The organism is Paenibacillus sp. DRB1-1, assembly GCF_052119485.1.
In the GTDB taxonomy this organism is placed as follows: domain Bacteria; phylum Bacillota; class Bacilli; order Paenibacillales; family Paenibacillaceae; genus Paenibacillus; species Paenibacillus polymyxa_B.
On sequence record NZ_JBODQH010000001.1, the window covers coordinates 557,703 to 574,460 of the forward strand.

Annotated in this window: 17 protein-coding genes; 10 read left to right on the forward strand and 7 right to left on the reverse strand. The window is 44.6% G+C overall.

Features of this window, described 5'->3' with window-relative positions:
• Positions 1–70: 70 nt before the first annotated feature.
• Entirely contained in the window at positions 71–1,660 is a 1,590-nt protein-coding gene (locus tag ACQW03_RS02495) for a DEAD/DEAH box helicase (RefSeq protein ID WP_023988018.1), read from the reverse strand.
• Positions 1,661–1,985: 325 nt separating this feature from the next.
• Here ACQW03_RS02495 and ACQW03_RS02500 point away from each other — a divergent pair, with 325 nt between their 5' ends.
• The 4 genes from ACQW03_RS02500 (at position 1,986) to ACQW03_RS02515 (ending at position 6,130) form a co-directional block, all read left to right on the forward strand.
• Positions 1,986–2,807 carry a YitT family protein gene (locus ACQW03_RS02500; RefSeq protein ID WP_025722295.1) on the forward strand — a complete coding sequence of 274 codons (822 nt, stop codon included), beginning with the start codon at positions 1,986–1,988 and terminating at the stop codon, positions 2,805–2,807.
• A 172-nt stretch (positions 2,808–2,979) separates the two neighbouring features.
• Positions 2,980–3,168 (forward strand): hypothetical protein, encoded by a 189-nt coding sequence (locus tag ACQW03_RS02505; RefSeq protein ID WP_080683009.1) that lies wholly within the window; start codon positions 2,980–2,982, stop codon positions 3,166–3,168.
• A gap of 216 nt (positions 3,169–3,384) precedes the next feature.
• Entirely contained in the window at positions 3,385–4,563 is a 1,179-nt protein-coding gene (locus tag ACQW03_RS02510; protein ID WP_028542824.1) for a putative glycoside hydrolase, read from the forward strand.
• Between the two features lie 196 nt (positions 4,564–4,759).
• Positions 4,760–6,130 (forward strand): MATE family efflux transporter, encoded by a 1,371-nt coding sequence (locus ACQW03_RS02515; RefSeq protein ID WP_441948112.1) that lies wholly within the window; start codon positions 4,760–4,762, stop codon positions 6,128–6,130.
• Here ACQW03_RS02515 and ACQW03_RS02520 read toward each other — a convergent pair.
• The 5 genes from ACQW03_RS02520 to ACQW03_RS02540 form a co-directional block, all read right to left on the reverse strand.
• Positions 6,127–6,336, reverse strand: a complete 210-nt coding sequence (locus ACQW03_RS02520; RefSeq protein ID WP_013309710.1) for a DUF3906 family protein — start codon at positions 6,334–6,336, stop codon at positions 6,127–6,129. The genes ACQW03_RS02515 and ACQW03_RS02520 overlap by 4 nt on opposite strands.
• Before the next feature lie 117 nt (positions 6,337–6,453).
• Positions 6,454–7,425 (reverse strand): 6-phosphofructokinase, encoded by a 972-nt coding sequence (gene pfkA, locus ACQW03_RS02525; RefSeq protein WP_023988013.1) that lies wholly within the window; start codon positions 7,423–7,425, stop codon positions 6,454–6,456.
• A gap of 23 nt (positions 7,426–7,448) precedes the next feature.
• Positions 7,449–8,528, reverse strand: coding sequence for a tetraprenyl-beta-curcumene synthase family protein (locus ACQW03_RS02530; RefSeq protein WP_441948114.1), 1,080 nt, complete (start codon positions 8,526–8,528; stop codon positions 7,449–7,451).
• 237 nt (positions 8,529–8,765) lie between these two features.
• The gene (locus ACQW03_RS02535; RefSeq protein ID WP_220027548.1) at positions 8,766–10,181 is read right to left on the reverse strand and encodes an MATE family efflux transporter; all 1,416 of its coding nucleotides are present in this window, start codon (positions 10,179–10,181) and stop codon (positions 8,766–8,768) included.
• 208 nt (positions 10,182–10,389) lie between these two features.
• Complete coding sequence (locus ACQW03_RS02540) at positions 10,390–10,587, reverse strand: cold shock domain-containing protein (RefSeq protein WP_013309706.1); 198 nt, start codon at positions 10,585–10,587, stop codon at positions 10,390–10,392.
• Positions 10,588–10,760: 173 nt separating this feature from the next.
• On the opposite strand from ACQW03_RS02540, the gene ACQW03_RS02545 reads away from it, so the two are divergent.
• From ACQW03_RS02545 to ACQW03_RS02570, 6 genes are all read left to right on the forward strand, one after another.
• Positions 10,761–10,994 (forward strand): hypothetical protein, encoded by a 234-nt coding sequence (locus ACQW03_RS02545; RefSeq protein WP_013309704.1) that lies wholly within the window; start codon positions 10,761–10,763, stop codon positions 10,992–10,994.
• Positions 10,995–11,001: 7 nt separating this feature from the next.
• Positions 11,002–11,190, forward strand: coding sequence for a hypothetical protein (locus ACQW03_RS02550; RefSeq protein WP_025715827.1), 189 nt, complete (start codon positions 11,002–11,004; stop codon positions 11,188–11,190).
• A gap of 199 nt (positions 11,191–11,389) precedes the next feature.
• Positions 11,390–13,186, forward strand: coding sequence for an oligoendopeptidase F (gene pepF / locus ACQW03_RS02555; RefSeq protein WP_258296414.1), 1,797 nt, complete (start codon positions 11,390–11,392; stop codon positions 13,184–13,186).
• Positions 13,187–13,242: 56 nt separating this feature from the next.
• Positions 13,243–13,665: a LapA family protein gene (locus tag ACQW03_RS02560; protein ID WP_049827665.1), complete on the forward strand. Its 423-nt coding sequence runs from the start codon at positions 13,243–13,245 to the stop codon at positions 13,663–13,665.
• Between the two features lie 13 nt (positions 13,666–13,678).
• Positions 13,679–14,716 carry a M42 family metallopeptidase gene (locus tag ACQW03_RS02565; protein ID WP_220027547.1) on the forward strand — a complete coding sequence of 346 codons (1,038 nt, stop codon included), beginning with the start codon at positions 13,679–13,681 and terminating at the stop codon, positions 14,714–14,716.
• A gap of 73 nt (positions 14,717–14,789) precedes the next feature.
• Positions 14,790–15,689, forward strand: coding sequence for a LysR substrate-binding domain-containing protein (locus ACQW03_RS02570; RefSeq protein WP_220027546.1), 900 nt, complete (start codon positions 14,790–14,792; stop codon positions 15,687–15,689).
• A 19-nt stretch (positions 15,690–15,708) separates the two neighbouring features.
• On the opposite strand, the gene ACQW03_RS02575 is transcribed toward ACQW03_RS02570, so the two are convergent.
• On the reverse strand, positions 15,709–16,698 hold the full coding sequence (locus ACQW03_RS02575) for an aldo/keto reductase family protein (protein WP_076292563.1): 990 nt from the start codon (positions 16,696–16,698) through the stop codon (positions 15,709–15,711).
• Positions 16,699–16,758: the final 60 nt, after the last annotated feature.

The window sequence follows — 16,758 nt, forward strand, 5'->3', positions numbered from 1 at the left end:
CATTCATAATGATCAATCATAACAAAAAAGCCGAAGCTTCATCTGCTTCGACTTTTCATTATTTCATTTCTTATTCGGAAGAGGAATCTTCACGTCTTGCAGGACGACGAGTTTCTCCATTGCTGCTCGGGCGTGGTTTACGATCTCCACTGTAGCGACTTCCGGAATCACGGTTGTAGCCACCGCCTTCTTTGCCACGGTTGTAACCGCCATATCCACCTTTACTTCCACTACCGCCGGTACCGCCAGAACGGTTGGAATTGTAACCACCGTTGCTGCGACCGCTATAGTTGGAAGGCTTGCGACCACCAGAACGCACGTCTGGTTTACGACGTTTTGCACGGATCGGATCTTCTGGAGTCAGCTCAATCGATGCTTCTCTTTTCTCACCAGTCATCAGTTTCAGAGCTGCGGAGAGAAGTTGTACAGAATCATATTGCTCCAGCATTTGAATAGCCAAACCTTTGTACTCGTTCAGCTCACCGCTTTCTACAGCCTCTAGGAGACGTTCAGCAATGATACGTTGTTTGCCTTCCAGAGCTTCAGCCAACGTTGGAAGCGGCTTGCGTGGAATGCGGTGACGAGTTACACGTTCGATAAAGTGCAGATGGTCAATTTCACGAGGCGTTACGAAAGACCAAGCTTCCCCTTCTTTACCTGCACGTCCAGTACGTCCAATACGGTGAACATAGCTTTCTGGATCTTGCGGAAGGTCAAAGTTCACAACGTGAGTTACGCCGGAAACGTCCAAACCACGGGCAGCTACGTCAGTCGCTACGAGCACATCGATGCTTCCGTCACGGAATTTACGCATTACAGCATCACGTTGGTTTTGAGACAAGTCACCGTGCAAACCGTCTGCAGAATATCCGCGTTTTTGCAGAGCTTCAGCCAGCTCGTCTACCCGACGCTTAGTACGACCAAATACGATAGCAAGTTCTGGGGATTCCATGTCGATCAAACGGCTCAATGCTTCGAATTTTTGACGCTCAGGAACTTCGATATAGGCCTGATCAATCAGTGGAGCACTAACTTGTTTAGGAATAACTGAAACATGCTCAGGATTTTTGAGGAATTGCTCAGCCAATCTTTTAATATTAGGAGGCATTGTAGCCGAGAAAAGCATCGTTTGGCGCTCGTCTGGAACTTGCTTCAGAATGGATTGAATATCTTCCATGAAGCCCATATCCAACATTTCATCTGCTTCATCCAAAACAACTGTGTTTACATCTTCCAGCTTAATGGTTTTGCGATTAATATGGTCAAGCAAGCGTCCTGGCGTACCAATAATAATTTGAGGTTTCTTTTTCAAAGCACGAATCTGGCGTACGATATCTTGTCCACCATAGATTGGCAAAGTACGAAGACCTTTGAAACGGGAGAGTTTTTCGATTTCTTCAGCTACCTGGATAGCAAGCTCACGTGTTGGTGCCATGATCAGGGCTCTGATTTTTTCGTCGCTTCTAGAAATTTTGTTGATCAGCGGAATACCAAACGCAGCAGTTTTACCAGTACCTGTTTGGGCTTGGCCAATCATGTCTCTGCCTTGCAGTGCAATCGGGATGGATTGGGATTGAATTGGTGTTGCTTCTTCAAAACCCAGTTCTGTAATCGCCTGAATTACTTTCGGTTCAAGATCAAATTCTGCAAATGTCGTCAAATTTATTCAAACTCCTTCATAATGGTGGATGTGGTGGACAATCCACAATGTTGTCTGTATTCTTAAGTAGCGATATTATTGTATAAGTTTTCCCCAATACAGTGACAGTTTATTTAGACCTATAACTGCATCTTTCTGTAATGAATTTGGGGAACCTATCCGATACATCTTAAACGAATTTATCCTTTTTAAAACAGTTTAAATTTTAAGTGTTTCTCTGGACATAGGTCCCTACTCAAGAATATCCACATCGCATTATAGCACAGAACAATTCATGAATACCAGCAAGTTGCTTCCCGTATAATTTAAATGAGGTGAAATTAAGTTGCTAAAAATAGTGTTAAACTGCTTAACTGTCATTCTTGGAGCCGCTGCCATTGCATGCGGTTTTAATCTGTTTCTCGTGCCACACCACTTGCTAAGCGGAGGAGTAGCCGGGCTTTCCATGTTAATCGGCTACTTCACAAAATTTGATATCAGCGCGATGTATTTTATTATCAATATCCCGATGCTTATTGCAGGCTGGTTTATTTTAGGCAAGCGTTTTATTAGCCTGAGCATTCTATCCGTTGTCGTTACAACGTGGATTTTGGCCTGGGTGCCGGTGCAATCTGTCGTGTCGGACCCCCTGCTGGCCTCCGTTTTTGGTGGGGTAATGATCGGCGTTGGAGCAGGGATTTCCTTTCGGGTAGGGGGGTCTACGGGCGGTTTTGACATTATCGGTTCCATCGTCACTCGTTATCGTGACTTCCCCGTAGGAACTGTACTTGTTGGCATGAATGGACTGGTCATTCTTGCAGCAGGATATTTGAACGATGATTGGAATATCGCACTTGCGTCAATGCTATCTATTTTTGTGACTGGCAAGGTATTGGATCAAATCTATGTCAGTCACACGAAGATTACCGTCTACATTATTACAGAACACACCGACAAGCTACTGGAGCGGATGTTGACCACACCACGCGGTGTTAGCAAAATAAAAATTGAAGGCGCATTTTCACATACCGAAAAGGACATGCTGATGACTGTCACGACACGCTACGAGCTAGTTGAATTAAAACGCATCATTAAAGAAGTGGACCCTTCTGCTTTTGTCAATATTGTGGAAACGGTTGGGGTGATGGGTTCATTTCGCCGAAGATAAGCACAAACCCAAGTGTCAAAATACAGTTTCTGTGGTACACTATATGTGCGCTGTTCCCATAGTATATAAAGACCAGCTTTACCTGCTATTTCACAGGCACTTTGCTTTTCCGAATCGTATTGAATGATTCTTTTGGAATGATTCCGAGCAGGAAAGGGTGATTTTTGTGGAAATGGAAACGGTAAAACTGTCCGACATTGTCTTAAGATGGTACCCGGAGATGCTCCCTTCTCTCAAAAAGGATGAGCTGAACTCGATGATTGTGCTTCGGGACGGGATGGCCATACTCAAGCCAACGGATGCGCTAGAAATTATTCAGTACAGTATTTGCGAGCATCAAGACAATAATTACCTTCAATAAATTTCTTTACCAAGTGCCGCTTCTTCCGGTTGCATCTACGACCGCGAAGAGAGCGGCATTATTTATGCATTTTTATGGATTCAATGAACACCGGTTGGGTTAATCATGTAAGACTGTGCCTGATGATTCCAGTATTGGTTACAAGCGTGTTGTTTTTCGATACATAACTTTACGTATAATCAGGTAAGCGACATACATAAGGGAGAGAGTTAGGAAATGAATATGATTTGGGCAATTATGCTATTGGCGATGGGGATAGGCGGAAACGGGGATCAGTCAGCCAACGCTCCAAATGTAAAAGATACGGTGGCAACAACAATTAGTAGCGCCATGATTCAGGCTCAGCACAATAATATGAAGGTGGATGCCTCCAATCCTCCGGTTAAAATTGACCCCCAACCGACGACTCCTGCTATCAAGGGCATCTATGTCACGGCTTATAGCGCAGGCGGTTCGCGTATGACCCAGTTGCTTGAACTGCTTGACAAGACAGAGCTCAATTCCATGGTTATTGATATTAAAGACGATGCAGGTTACATCACTTATCCAACGACCACTCCCGAGCTGCTCAAATTGGGCAAGCCGCAAAAATTCATTCGGGATATTTCTGGTTTGATGGACCGATTGAAAAAGCATAATGTTTACCCGATTGCTCGTATTGTCGTATTTAAAGATACGGTACTGGCCAACAAAAATCCCGAGATGTCTTTCCGTAACCCTGACGGCTCTGTCTGGAAAAACGGCAAAGGAGACGGGTTCGTTAATCCCTATAATAAAGAAGTATGGGATTATAATATCGCCATCGCTAAGGAAGCAGCCAAACTTGGTTTTAAGGAAATTCAATTTGACTATGTACGTTTTCCCGAAGGCTTTGAGAAAAGAGCAGACAAGCTGAAATATACCAAATCAGATCAATCCCGCTCGGATGCAGTCGCTGAATTCGTACAATATGCCCGCAAAGAGCTTGCTCCATTAGGTGTACGAGTATCGGTAGATATTTTCGGATATGCCGCATCCGTTCCTGCTGCGGAGGGGATCGGACAGGATTTCACTAAAATCTCCGAAAATGTGGATGTCATTTCGCCCATGGTTTATCCAAGTCACTACACCACAGGCTGGTTCGGTGTAAAAGACCCCGATAAGAATCCTTACCAGACGATTAAAGGCTCCATGGCCGATACCCACAAAAAGCTCGATCCGACGGGCAAGCTAAAGCCAATTATTCGTCCTTGGATCCAGGATTTTACCGCAAGTTGGTTGGGGAGCGGACATTATGCCAAGTATGGGAAAACTCAAGTAGAGGATCAAATTCGAGCGCTTAAGGATATGAAAGTGGATGAATATTTACTCTGGAATGCCACAAACCGCTATACAAGTGGAGTAACTTACAAATAATTTATCCCTCCGGACTTCTCGTTCTCTTATACAAAATTTAGAAATTATATAATTATTTCGAAGGCTGTCCCGTTGTTTGGCGAACGGGTGCAGTCTTTTTTATTACTGTTCAAATGTAGCGGTATCCCTTACAATAAATACTTACATGTTATGATATATACAAATAATCAATCCCTAGTAAATGAGGAAAACAAAAATGCAATTGACACTAACAACGGGGCAAAAATGGAAGCAGCTTTTCTACATTTTGCTCCCTATCTTGATTACCCAGCTTGCACTATCTGCCATGACTTTTTTTGATACGAATATGTCGGGACACTTTTCCCCTGCCGATCTGGCTGGAGTAGCCATTGGAGTAAGCCTATGGATCCCTGTACAAACAGGCCTTAATGGAATACTTATGGCTATCACGCCCATTGTATCTCAATTGGTAGGAGCACAGCGCAAAGATAAAGTCTCCTACTATGTCATTCAAGCACTTTGGCTCTCTCTCGCCCTGTCTATGGTCGTTTTGATTGCTGGCATTATTTTGGTCAAACCTATTTTGAACGGTATGAATTTGGAACTGAGAGTTCATAATGTGGCCCTATACTACCTTTGTGCCATGGCCTTCGGGATTGTTCCTCTATTTGCCTACACTGTGCTACGAAGCTTTATGGATGCATTGGGACAAACCCGCTTTACGATGTTAATCACGCTCATGTCGTTACCCATCAATGTATTGTTAAATTATCTACTTATTTATGGAAACTGGGGTTTTCCGCGTCTGGGGGGTGTGGGTTCCGGGGTAGCGACGGCGACCACCTACTGGATCATCATGCTGGTTGCCGGTATCACTACGCATCGTGGAAAAATATTTGCCGAATACCGAATCTTTAGCAAAATATACGGGATTGCTGCTGGTGCTTTGAAAGAGCTCATCAAGATTGGAGTACCGATTGGATTTGCTATATTTTTTGAGACTGCCGTCTTTTCAGCCGTCACTCTCTTCATGAGCAGCTATAATACAGCTACCATAGCCGCACATCAGGCCGCCATGAACTTTGCATCTACGCTGTATATGATCCCACTCAGCATTTGCATGGCACTTACGATTCTGGTTGGCTATGAAACCGGAGCTACTCGCCCGCGGGATGCCAAAGCTTATAGTGTAATGGGTATCAGCAGCGCAGTAGGTTTATCACTGATTACAGCTATTGTACTGCTTATCTGGAGTGAACAGGTCGCTCGACTTTACTCCACCGATCCGCAGGTTATTCAATTGGCACAGCATTTTCTAATCTATGCGATTTTCTTTCAGATATCTGATGCTGTCGCTACACCTACACAAGGAGCGCTACGCGGGTATAAAGACGTCAATCCAGCCTTTTTGCTCACATTCCTCTCCTATTGGGTCATTGGGCTTCCTGTAGGATATATACTGGCACGCTGGACTTCATTGGGGCCCTACGGCTACTGGATCGGTTTGATTACAGGATTGGCAGTAGGCGCTATTTTACTTCTCTGGCGTCTGGTGAAAGTACAACGTCGTTTCTCCGAAAAAAAACAACACGCAGAGGCAATTTAGCCTTTGCGTGTCTCGATTACATATGCTGCGCCTAAAGTTATTCGTTTTTTCTCCACAATAGCCACTTCGTTCAGCTTGGGAGGATATAGAAAGTGTCTCTCCACATGTTGTTCAATCTCCTCAAATGCCTGTTCTTCATTTTCAGCAGCGAGAATGACGGTCAGCGCTCCTTCCGAACTGTCCACTTCGATTTTGAATAGGTACATGTATGACTACCTCCTGATAGGACTCAAAGCTAAAAAAATAGCGGATGACTCGGGTCATCCGCATAATTTTGATCTTTTCCAATATCAGAGCCGATCTATTTTACATAAAGGCTCTTATTATTGGGACAAACGCAAGGCCAGCTCATAAAGCTCCATATTGAAATCTTTTTTGGTATTTACAACCTTGTCAATATCTGTAGCTACCAACTTACCGTCGATCGTTCCGCAAGCCTTGTCTGATATGCCCTCAATCAATTGGCGAACAGCAAAGTCACCCAAACGGCTCGCCAGGTTGCGGTCAAACGCTGTTGGTGTGCCTCCACGTTGGATGTGTCCAAGCACTGTAACACGAGGCTCATAATCCGGACAGTTTTCTTGGATAACCTGTGCTACTGTTTCGCCTTTGCCTACACCCTCAGCAACAATAATGATACTGTGGCGTTTGCCATGCTTAAAGTTTTGTTTCATCCGATCGGATACTTCATTCAGATCAAATTCTACCTCAGGCACCAAAATCGTTTCTGCGCCAGAAGCCAGCCCTGCATGCAGAGCAATATCGCCACAATGACGTCCCATAACTTCCACGATGGAAGAACGTTCATGCGATGACATCGTATCACGCAGCTTGTTGATTGCATCCACTACGATACTAACCGCTGTATCAAAACCAATAGTGTAGTCCGTGAAGGAAATGTCATTGTCAATCGTACCCGGAAGACACATGGTTTTAATGCCTTGCTTGGTCAGTTTGTTAGCTCCTTGATAGGAACCGTCGCCACCAATCACGACTACGCCGTCAATTCCACGGTTACGCAAGATTTGAGCGCCTTTTTTCTGCCCTTCTTCAGTCGTAAATTCCAGGCATCTTGCAGATTGAAGTACAGTACCCCCACGTTGGATAATATCTCCGACGCTTCTCAGATCCATTGGAAAAATATCATCGTTCAAAAGGCCTTGATAACCGCGTTGAATCCCGAATACTTCCAGTCCAAAATACAATCCGCTACGTACGACGGCGCGAACTGCCGCGTTCATCCCTTGTGAATCTCCACCACTTGTTAATACTGCAATTTTCTTAACTGCTGTCATGATTTATGACCTCCTCAAAATAATCATATAAGCCTTCTTATCCATCGACTGTTTAATAAGAAAAACAAACGCATGAGCGGACTATTTTTCATTAAACGTCTCGAAACAGCGCGAACGTCCTCCTGCTCGCTAACTTTAGGGTCGGATAAATATAAAGCCAGCAATCCCTCGATAATCATCCGGTGAAAGGAGCTGGCAGGGACATCTGCAATATCAGCCCGCGCCCGATTCACAACGTAGGCGATCCGGTCTAGCATCATGTCGGTATCTTCATAATAATTGCAAAAGTTAAGATCTCCGCCCTTCCGGTCTTCGTCTTGATCGATTAGATAATCCAGCAAAATATGAAGACTGCACACATGTGGAAAATACGATGCATGTATTGAGGCAGCCCCCGCATCGGTCAGATGCTGGTCGCTGGCAGCAAGAAACAGCATAAAGACCCCCAGAGTTGAACCGGTAGCCGCAGCAAACTCATTCCAGCGCAACTCTGGTGTACGGTCTTTATGAAGCGACCACCAGTCCAAAAGCGCTTGTTCCCGCAGCTCGGGTTTAATATGCTTGTATACTTGCAAATCCGTGTATAATCGCGCCAAATCCTGAACGTAAGGCATTGCCGCCTCATAGCCCGGAAGCCTGCTTACACAAGACTGACAGGTTGTCACCAGCCCGGTCAAATAACCGCCATCCTCCTGCTCACGACGCAACTCATAATAATTCACTGGCCTAGCCGTCGGATTAACCGCATCCAGCATAGCCTGATGCAACAGCCTGAAATCATCCGGGTCCATGGACGTACTGCGATCACACAGGTTGTCCAGATAATCACTAATGGTCTGATACGCTACGATCAGCGGAATTAGCGTCTGACGGGCAGACATATTGGCTGCGGCATAAACCGCCCCACCCACGCAGTGAAACGTCTTATCCGCTATGCTCGCAAGCGCCTGGCTTCGCAGCTCAGGGTCCGGAATTTGTTCGGCCTTGCTCTTCCAGTTACTCAATTCTAGTTTCGTTTCAGGGAGAATGTGCTTGTACATTCGGCTCATTAGACCTATGGGGCCTCTCGGTACTTGATAACGTCCTTGCTCAACATAACTCAAATGACGGTGCCTCCACATTGTTGTCTACGTAATTATACCTATCCAAACCATATCCATTATAATATGTTCGTCCTTTTAGCACAAATGAACAACCTCACTTTTTTCTTTAAAATTCAAGAAAAATGAGCTATTCTCACAAAAAGACTTTATACCTGTAATGTTTAATTAGTCAAAAATAGGAGTTACACAAAATCTATCCTTATAAGACTTTAATCGCAAATAGTATAAATGGCCTACCTATCCCTTGTCATCTGCTGGCTTCACGCCTTGGATTCCCTCTCCCATGCTTGCCTGCTTCCATTTCCCGAAAGCATAATAGAAAATGACTGCTACGGCAGAGATAGCAAAACCTACAGGAAAACTCCACCATACAGCATCTAGACCATACTCATCAACAAATACATAGGCCAAAGGTATACGAATGCCCCATAATGAAATAATGGTAATTAAAAGCGGTATCATTACGGAACCCGTTGATCGAACAACACCTGTAATGACATTGGTAACACCGAATATAACAAAAGACCACAAAGTGATCAGATTAATCCGCATACCCAATTCCAATGCACCCCCCGTAGAAGGAAGGAACATGAGCAAGGCCTGACGGTTAAACATGTAAATTAATACCACAGCTCCACCAGTCAACACAAAATTATACACAATCCCAATCCAGGTTGTCATGCGCACTCGATCCCAACGTCCGGCTCCGATATTTTGAGCGGCAAAGGAAGATACAGCTGCACCTAACGCCATTGCCGGCATCTGCACATAGCTGGACAAATTATTGGCTGCTGTATAAGCTGCTGCTGCCACTGTTCCGTAGCCATTAATCAGATTCATTAAAGCAATCGCGCTGGTGGAGACGGCAATCATTTGCAACCCCATCGGCACTCCCTTACGGATTAGGGTCCAAATAATCTTCCAATCAAATCTGAGTAAATGAAGCTCTGAAGAAGTAATGCGCAAAAAATATTTTACTCGATATAGGTAAATGAGGATCAACACAAAGCTGATCCCTTGAGCGATCAGGGTAGCAGTAGCGGAACCTCCAATGCCCATAGCAGGAATCGGTCCCCATCCGAATATTAACAGCGGGTTGAGTAGTACATCCAGTACGACGGAAACAATTAGAAAATAAAATGGTGTTTTGGAATCTCCAGCCCCTCTCATTACAGTCATTATGTAGTTATAGCCGTACAAAAAGGGCATACCTGCGAAAATAATACGTGTATACGTGATCGCCATATCCACTGATTCGGCAGGTGTATTGAGTACATGAAGAATCCAAGGCGCACTCAAAAATCCGATAATACCTATAGCAAAAGCGAGCACCAGAAAAAAGACTGCACTTGTACCTACTACACGCTTGGTTTCAGCTACGTCTCCTGCTCCGATATTTTGTCCGATCATAATAGTGGCCGCCATGGTGACGCCAAAAATCGAACTGATAAGAAAAAACATAATAATATTTCCGTTGGAAGCGGCAGTCAATGCGGCTTCTCCCAGAAACTTTCCAACCCAGATCGAATTGATCGTTCCATTCAGGGATTGCAGAATGTTTCCGAACAGCATCGGCAAAGAGAACATAAACAGCGTTTTGGCAATAGGACCTTCAATCAGGGAAGGCTTACGACTAGCCTCTGCTGCACTCATTTTCTCAACTCCTTCAATTTAAGATGTCTTCTGCCTAGTTTTATTACGTATAATACCCCATTCCTGCTCAATCTTCTCATATCATAAACGTATTTACGCAAAAAAGCGCAGTTCCTTAAATTTAAGGAACTGCGCTCTCAATTCATAGTTTAACCGTAATATATAAGACATCCGTAGAAACGGAACCATTCTTACAATTCAGTTACACTTACAGTTTGATTACGTTAGCTGCTTGGGGTCCACGGTTACCTTCAGTAATTTCGAATTCAACCGCTTGACCTTCTTCCAAAGTTTTAAAGCCGTCGCCTTGGATTGCGGAGAAATGTACGAATACGTCCTCGCCACCATCCATTTGAATGAAGCCATAACCTTTTTCTGCGTTAAACCATTTAACTGTACCTTTCAAGTGAACAACCTCCTAAAAATACCGCCATCTATGGCGAATATCCATATTATACTTCATGCTTTTTCACAATGCAATTGATGTTTTTCCTGGTTTTTCGGGCTGGAATGATTTGCTTTTGCGGCGGAAACTGCGGTATCATGAACCAAAACATCTATAAAATCGGAGACATGCATATGATGAAAAAACACGAAATATACAAAAAAGACAATTGGAACATGATGACTGTCGAGGTGCAGGGCCGTTACATCGTTCTACGGGAAATATCCGATGATTGGGGCGAGGAAGCCCACACGTTTTTAAGCCGTCCGGCGCTGATGCATTGGGCTCAAAATCGGTTTCCCAAGCAGTCCTTTCAAGATAATGAGGAAGAGTGGCAGCGGATCATGAACGCTTTCAAACAGGTCTAGCCTATTCATGGTGTCCAACAGCTATCTCATCTTCATTATTCTGGCCTTCACGCTGGGCGGAGTGCTGATCATGAAGCGTGATACGATACCGACTCCTCTCAAAAAGTGGATGGCCCTCACTGCTGTAATCATGGTTTGCCTTGCCTTTTATCTTATTGTATACAGCTTATTAAATATAGGTTCCAACCCACAGTAAGGAAAATTATACTTTCGGGCGTAAGAGGTCATACTATGGCATAACAAGCCATGGTATAAGGAGGATCTGCCGTTACATGCATCCTGTAAAACCTCTTGCCCTGCTGCTTACGGTAAGCGTGGCGGTTTCTTCGTTTTGGCATCCGTCCCTTACTGCCGCAGCCCTACCCCACATTACGTTCGATCAGAGGAGGCTCTCCATGAGTGAAATTGTAAAACGCGCTGATGCGCCAGTGGAAAATACATGGAAACTGGAAGATTTGTTTCCCAACCGCAAAACATGGGATCAAGAATACGAAGAAGTCAAACAACTAGCCAAAAAGGCTGAACAATTCCAAGGCAAGCTCAATTCAGCAGAGTCGATTGGCAGCTGCTTTAAATTGGAAGATGAATTGTCGCTTAAAACCGAGCGTGTATATGTGTACGCACATCTGCATCATGATGAGGATACAGCTGAACCTACATACCAGGGTCTTTCGCAAAAAGCCAAAAAATTAGGCGTTGAGGTTAGCGAGTCTCTTTCTTTCGTGACGCCTGAAATTTTGGCACTGCCGGATCATCAGCTCGATGCCTTCATTGAAGATCCGAAGCTTGCAGATTATCGGTTTACACTTCAAGAAATGAAGCGGGAAAAAGCACATATTTTGGGCAAGACAGAAGAAGCGCTGCTCGCTCAGGTTGGCAATCTGGCTCAAGCCCCGCAAACGATTTTTGGCATGCTCAACAACGCTGATCTGAAGTTTCCAAAAATTAAGGATGAGAACGGCAAAGAGGTTGAACTGACTCATGGCAGCTACATTCAATTCCTCGAAAGTCCGCACCGCGAAGTACGCGAACGTGCTTTTAAAGCGGTATATGACACATATGCCAAAAATAAAAATACAATTGCTTCTACACTAAGTGCCAATGTAAACAAAAATATTTTTTATTCTCGTGTTCGCAAATACCCTTCTGTACTGGAAATGTCACTGTACGGTGACAATATTCCGAAGGAAGTGTATACGAATCTCATTGACACCATTCATGAAAGCTTGCCCCTGCTCCATCGTTACATCAAGCTGCGTAAAAAGTTGTTAGGTGTGGATGAGCTCCATATGTATGATTTGTTCGCTCCGCTTGTGGACGAATACAAGATGGACATTACGTATGAAGACGCCAAAAAGCAAACAAAAGAAGGCCTTAAGCCACTGGGCGAGGACTATCTGGCTTCGCTGCAAAAAGGCTATGATGAGCGCTGGATCGATGTATACGAAAATGAAAACAAACGTACTGGTGCATACAGTTGGGGAGCTTATGGTACCCACCCATATGTGCTGCTGAACCATAAAGATAACCTGAACAGCATGTTCACACTTGCTCATGAAATGGGGCATGCGTTGCATTCGTACTATTCAGACAACGCATTGAAGTATAGAGATGCACAGTACACCATTTTCCTAGCTGAAGTGGCATCCACAACCAATGAAGCGTTGCTAATGGACTACCTGCTGAACAAATCAACCGATCCGAAAGAGAAAATGTACCTTCTCACCTACTATGCAGATCAATTCCGCACAACGGTATTCCGTCAAACCATGTTTGCGGAATTTGAGAAAATTGTACATGAACGCGCTGAACAGGGGGAATCCCTTACACCGCAGCTTTTATCGGAAATTTACTATGATCTGAATGTGAAATATCACGGGCCTGGCATGAAGGTAGACAAAGACATTGAAATGGAATGGGCACGTATCCCTCATTTTTATAACAGTTTTTATGTCTACAAATATGCTACTGGCTTCTCGGCAGCAACTAGTTTCTCGAAACAGATTCTGGAAGAAGGCCAACCAGCCGTTGACCGTTACTTGGGCTTCTTAAAGAGCGGTGGCAGTGATTATTCAATTAATATTTTGAAAAAAGCTGGCGTTGACATGTCCTCTCCGCAGCCGATCCGCGAAGCGATGAGCGTATTCGAAGAAGTCATTACAGAAATGGAAAAGCTAACTGAAGGAAAGTAAAACCGTGCGCACTTAAAATCCAGCATTGAAATGATGCACGGATAAATCCCTTGTCCATGGCGGGCAAGGGATTTTATAATGTAACGGGAGGAGGTGGCATTTTGAAAACACAATGGTCTTTGATCGCAGCTCTTGTTATTGCTCTGTTAACAGCTGTATTTGCTGTTATTAATGTGAATTCGGTTCAAGTGAACCTTCTATTCAGTATGGTTAGCATTCCTTTGATTCTGCTTATTCTTGGTTGCACTCTTCTAGGTGGACTTATTGTCGGTTCTTTCGGTATTTTCCGCCAATATAGGCTTCAGAGAGAGATTAAACGTCTGACTACTCAGCTTCATACATTACAAGAAGAGCACACATCCACGGTGGAAGCAAACGCGGATGTGACCTATGACAAGACTGGTTCTTCCAGCACAGGGTCTACTTTCGACCAAGATATAGAGCAACCGTCCTCTAACCCTGATCGGTTGTCCAAATGAGGAGGAGCAACAAATGACGATTCAATTAAATGAGAATTATATAATGAACTTTTTAAATCAGCTACTGAACACGCCCAGTCCCAGTGGGTACACACACCATGTGATGGAGCTGATTCGTAAGGAAGCTGAGAGCCTCGGGGTACCCATCGAATGGAATGCAAAAGGCGGTGCCATCTTGACTCTGGAAGGTCAGGAAACGGACCGTACGATGGCGCTGAGCGCACATGTGGATACATTGGGCGCGATGGTACGTTCGATTACAGCACAAGGTACCCTACGTCTGACATCCGTCGGCGGTTTCATGATGAACAGTATTGAGAACGAATACTGCCTTATTCATACCCGAAGCGGACAAACGTTTACGGGCACTATTCTGTCCAGCCATCCATCCGTGCACGTCTATGATGATGCACGAAGCTTTGAGCGCAAGGAGAGCCACATGGAGGTTCGGATTGACGAGCTTGTTGAGTCAAAAGAAGACGTGCTTCAGCTCGGTATTGCGGTGGGCGATTTTATCTCGTTCGATGCGCGTCCAGTCGTAACACCGAGTGGATTTATCAAGTCACGGCATCTGGATGATAAAGCTAGTGTAGCTGCACTGTTTGGTCTACTGGAATCTGCTGTACATGGAAACTGGAAGCCTCGACATACCGTTAAATTGCTCATTTCCAACTACGAGGAAGTGGGGCACGGAGCGGCTTACATACCTGAAGGAATCAGTGAGATGATAGCTGTCGACATGGGCTGTATGGGTGAAGATCTGAGCTGCAAGGAAACGGATGTTTCTATCTGTGCCAAAGATTCCTCCGGGCCTTACGACTATAATATGACGACCCGTCTGATTGAACTGGCCAAAGAGCTAAATATTCCGTATGCGGTAGATATTTATCCGCACTACGGTTCGGACGCTTCGGCTGCACTAAGAGCAGGTAATAACATCCGGGCTGCTTTGATCGGCCCTGGCGTACACGCCTCCCATGCAATGGAGCGCACGCACAAGCAGGCCGTGGTGAACACTGCACGTCTGCTTGCAGCTTATGTGACAGTTTAATTCGAACGATAAAAACCGACCTGTTCCACTGGAGAATAGGTCGGTGAAGGCTTAGTGAAAGGAAATCACAGCTATGGATCTGAAAAAACTACGTTACTTTATCGCAGTAGCGGAAGAACTGCATTTTAACCGTGCTGCGAAAAAACTGAATATCACCCAACCTCCCTTGAGCCAACAAATTCAAAGCCTTGAAGAAGAACTTGGTGTGAAGCTTTTGGAACGAACTAAAAGACAAGTTCGACTTACGTCAGCAGGAGCGATATTTTTAGAAGAATCCAGAAATATGGTTGCACAATTGGAAAGATCTATTAAGATCACACAGCTTGCAAGTCAGGGGAAATTCGGACAATTATCCATCGCTTTTGTAGATTCAGCCTCTGGCAGTCTGATGGTTAATGCCTTGAAGAAATTCCGAGAGCGCTTCCCAGATGTGAAGCTTACATTATTTGAAATGACATCTGTCCAACAACTGAAAGCCATACACGATGGTAAAGTTCATGTGGGCTTCCTGCGCAGTACAGATCCATCTATACATATCACTTCTCGTCTTTACACCAACGAATCACTCATGGCCGTTCTTCCTCAAGCACATCCGTTAGCCCACCATTCAACCTTGTCTTTACGTTCTTTAGCGGACGAATCTTTTATCCTGTCTCCGCCTCATATGGGAGCTTCTTTTCATAATCTCATACTCGACTTTTGCGGACAACACGGATTTCAGCCTCAAATCGTACAGGAAGCCGTTCAAATGTATACGATCGTTAACTTGGTAGCGGCTGGTATAGGTATCTCCATTGTCCCTACTTCCGTTTCTGTCTTTCAACGCAGTGATGTCGTATTTCGTTCCTTTCAAGAAGAGTCTCCGTCCATCCCACTTTATGCTGCATGGAAAACAGGTGCACATGAAACTGTTCTGACTCATTTTCTGGAAGTGGTTGAAGAAACAGCTTGTAACGAAGAGTTAGACATGTAAATTTCCTTGATTGTATATCTTAACCTGTTTTTCTCGGATCACGTTCAACAATACCATTTAAAATGCTATCCAATTGTCTCATGACCTGCCCATCTAGACGGACACCCGCAGCTTTTACGTTCTCTTTAACCTGCTCGGGCTTGGAAGCACCGATAATAGCTGAGGACACTTGCGGGTTTTGTAAAACCCATGCGACTGCAAGCTGGGGCAGCGTCAGTCCGCATTCTTCTGCAATCGGCTGAATTTTCTTTACTGCCAAAAGGACTTCTTTACGTAACCATTGTCCAGCCAAACGTTCGAAAAATGGTGACCCTGCTGTCGTAGAAGCTCGTGAACCCTCGGGTAACGGCTTGTCTGCTGCATATTTACCAGAAAGGATACCTTGTGCCAGAGGTGACCAAACCACCTGGCCAATCCCTTCCTGCTCACAAGCGGGAATCACTTCAGCTTCAATGACACGCCACAACATGGAATATTGGGGCTGACTTGCCACGAAAGGGACCTTTAATTCCCTAGCCAGAGCAGCTCCTTGCTTTATCTGCTCTGCTGTCCACTCGCTTACTCCTACATACAAAACCTTCCCTTGCCGCACCAAGTCGGATAAGGCCAAAAAAGTTTCTTCAAGCGATACGGTTGGATCAAAACGGTGTGCATAATATACATCAATATAATCCGTTTGTAGGCGACGAAGAGAAGCATGGCAGGCCTCCATGATATGTTTACGAGACAGCCCTTTATCATTCTGTCCGGTACCTGTGGGATGAAAAACCTTAGTACATAATTCAATACTTTCACGGCGTATTCCCTTTAAAGAATGACCTAAAACCGTTTCCGCCATGGTATCCGAATACACATCAGCGGTGTCAAACGTGGTAATCCCTGAGTCTAGTGCAGCCTTCACGCAGGCTTGCGCTATGGTATCATCCACTTGAGCACCGTGGGTGATCCAGTTTCCCAATGCAATCTCACTTACCATCAAACCACTTTTTCCAAGTTTACGATATTCCATCTTCAATTCCTCCCCTCCATATGCAATCCATTATACCCACTGTAATTTAATATTAGAAAT

Bases quoted from the DNA above. Each gene is read 5' to 3' on its own strand.
- ACQW03_RS02505 (WP_080683009.1), top strand. From the start codon at position 2,980: ATGGAAACGGTAAAACTGTCCGACATTGTCTTAAGATGGTACCCGGAG.
- ACQW03_RS02510 (WP_028542824.1), top strand. From the start codon at position 3,385: ATGAATATGATTTGGGCAATTATGCTATTGGCGATGGGGATAGGCGGA.
- ACQW03_RS02515 (WP_441948112.1), top strand. From the start codon at position 4,760: ATGCAATTGACACTAACAACGGGGCAAAAATGGAAGCAGCTTTTCTAC.
- ACQW03_RS02520 (WP_013309710.1), bottom strand. From the start codon at position 6,336: ATGTACCTATTCAAAATCGAAGTGGACAGTTCGGAAGGAGCGCTGACC.
- pfkA (WP_023988013.1), bottom strand. From the start codon at position 7,425: ATGACAGCAGTTAAGAAAATTGCAGTATTAACAAGTGGTGGAGATTCA.
- ACQW03_RS02535 (WP_220027548.1), bottom strand. From the start codon at position 10,181: ATGAGTGCAGCAGAGGCTAGTCGTAAGCCTTCCCTGATTGAAGGTCCT.
- ACQW03_RS02545 (WP_013309704.1), top strand. From the start codon at position 10,761: ATGATGAAAAAACACGAAATATACAAAAAAGACAATTGGAACATGATG.
- ACQW03_RS02550 (WP_025715827.1), top strand. From the start codon at position 11,002: ATGGTGTCCAACAGCTATCTCATCTTCATTATTCTGGCCTTCACGCTG.
- pepF (WP_258296414.1), top strand. From the start codon at position 11,390: ATGAGTGAAATTGTAAAACGCGCTGATGCGCCAGTGGAAAATACATGG.
- ACQW03_RS02560 (WP_049827665.1), top strand. From the start codon at position 13,243: ATGGCGGGCAAGGGATTTTATAATGTAACGGGAGGAGGTGGCATTTTG.
- ACQW03_RS02565 (WP_220027547.1), top strand. From the start codon at position 13,679: ATGACGATTCAATTAAATGAGAATTATATAATGAACTTTTTAAATCAG.
- ACQW03_RS02570 (WP_220027546.1), top strand. From the start codon at position 14,790: ATGGATCTGAAAAAACTACGTTACTTTATCGCAGTAGCGGAAGAACTG.
- ACQW03_RS02575 (WP_076292563.1), bottom strand. From the start codon at position 16,698: ATGGAATATCGTAAACTTGGAAAAAGTGGTTTGATGGTAAGTGAGATT.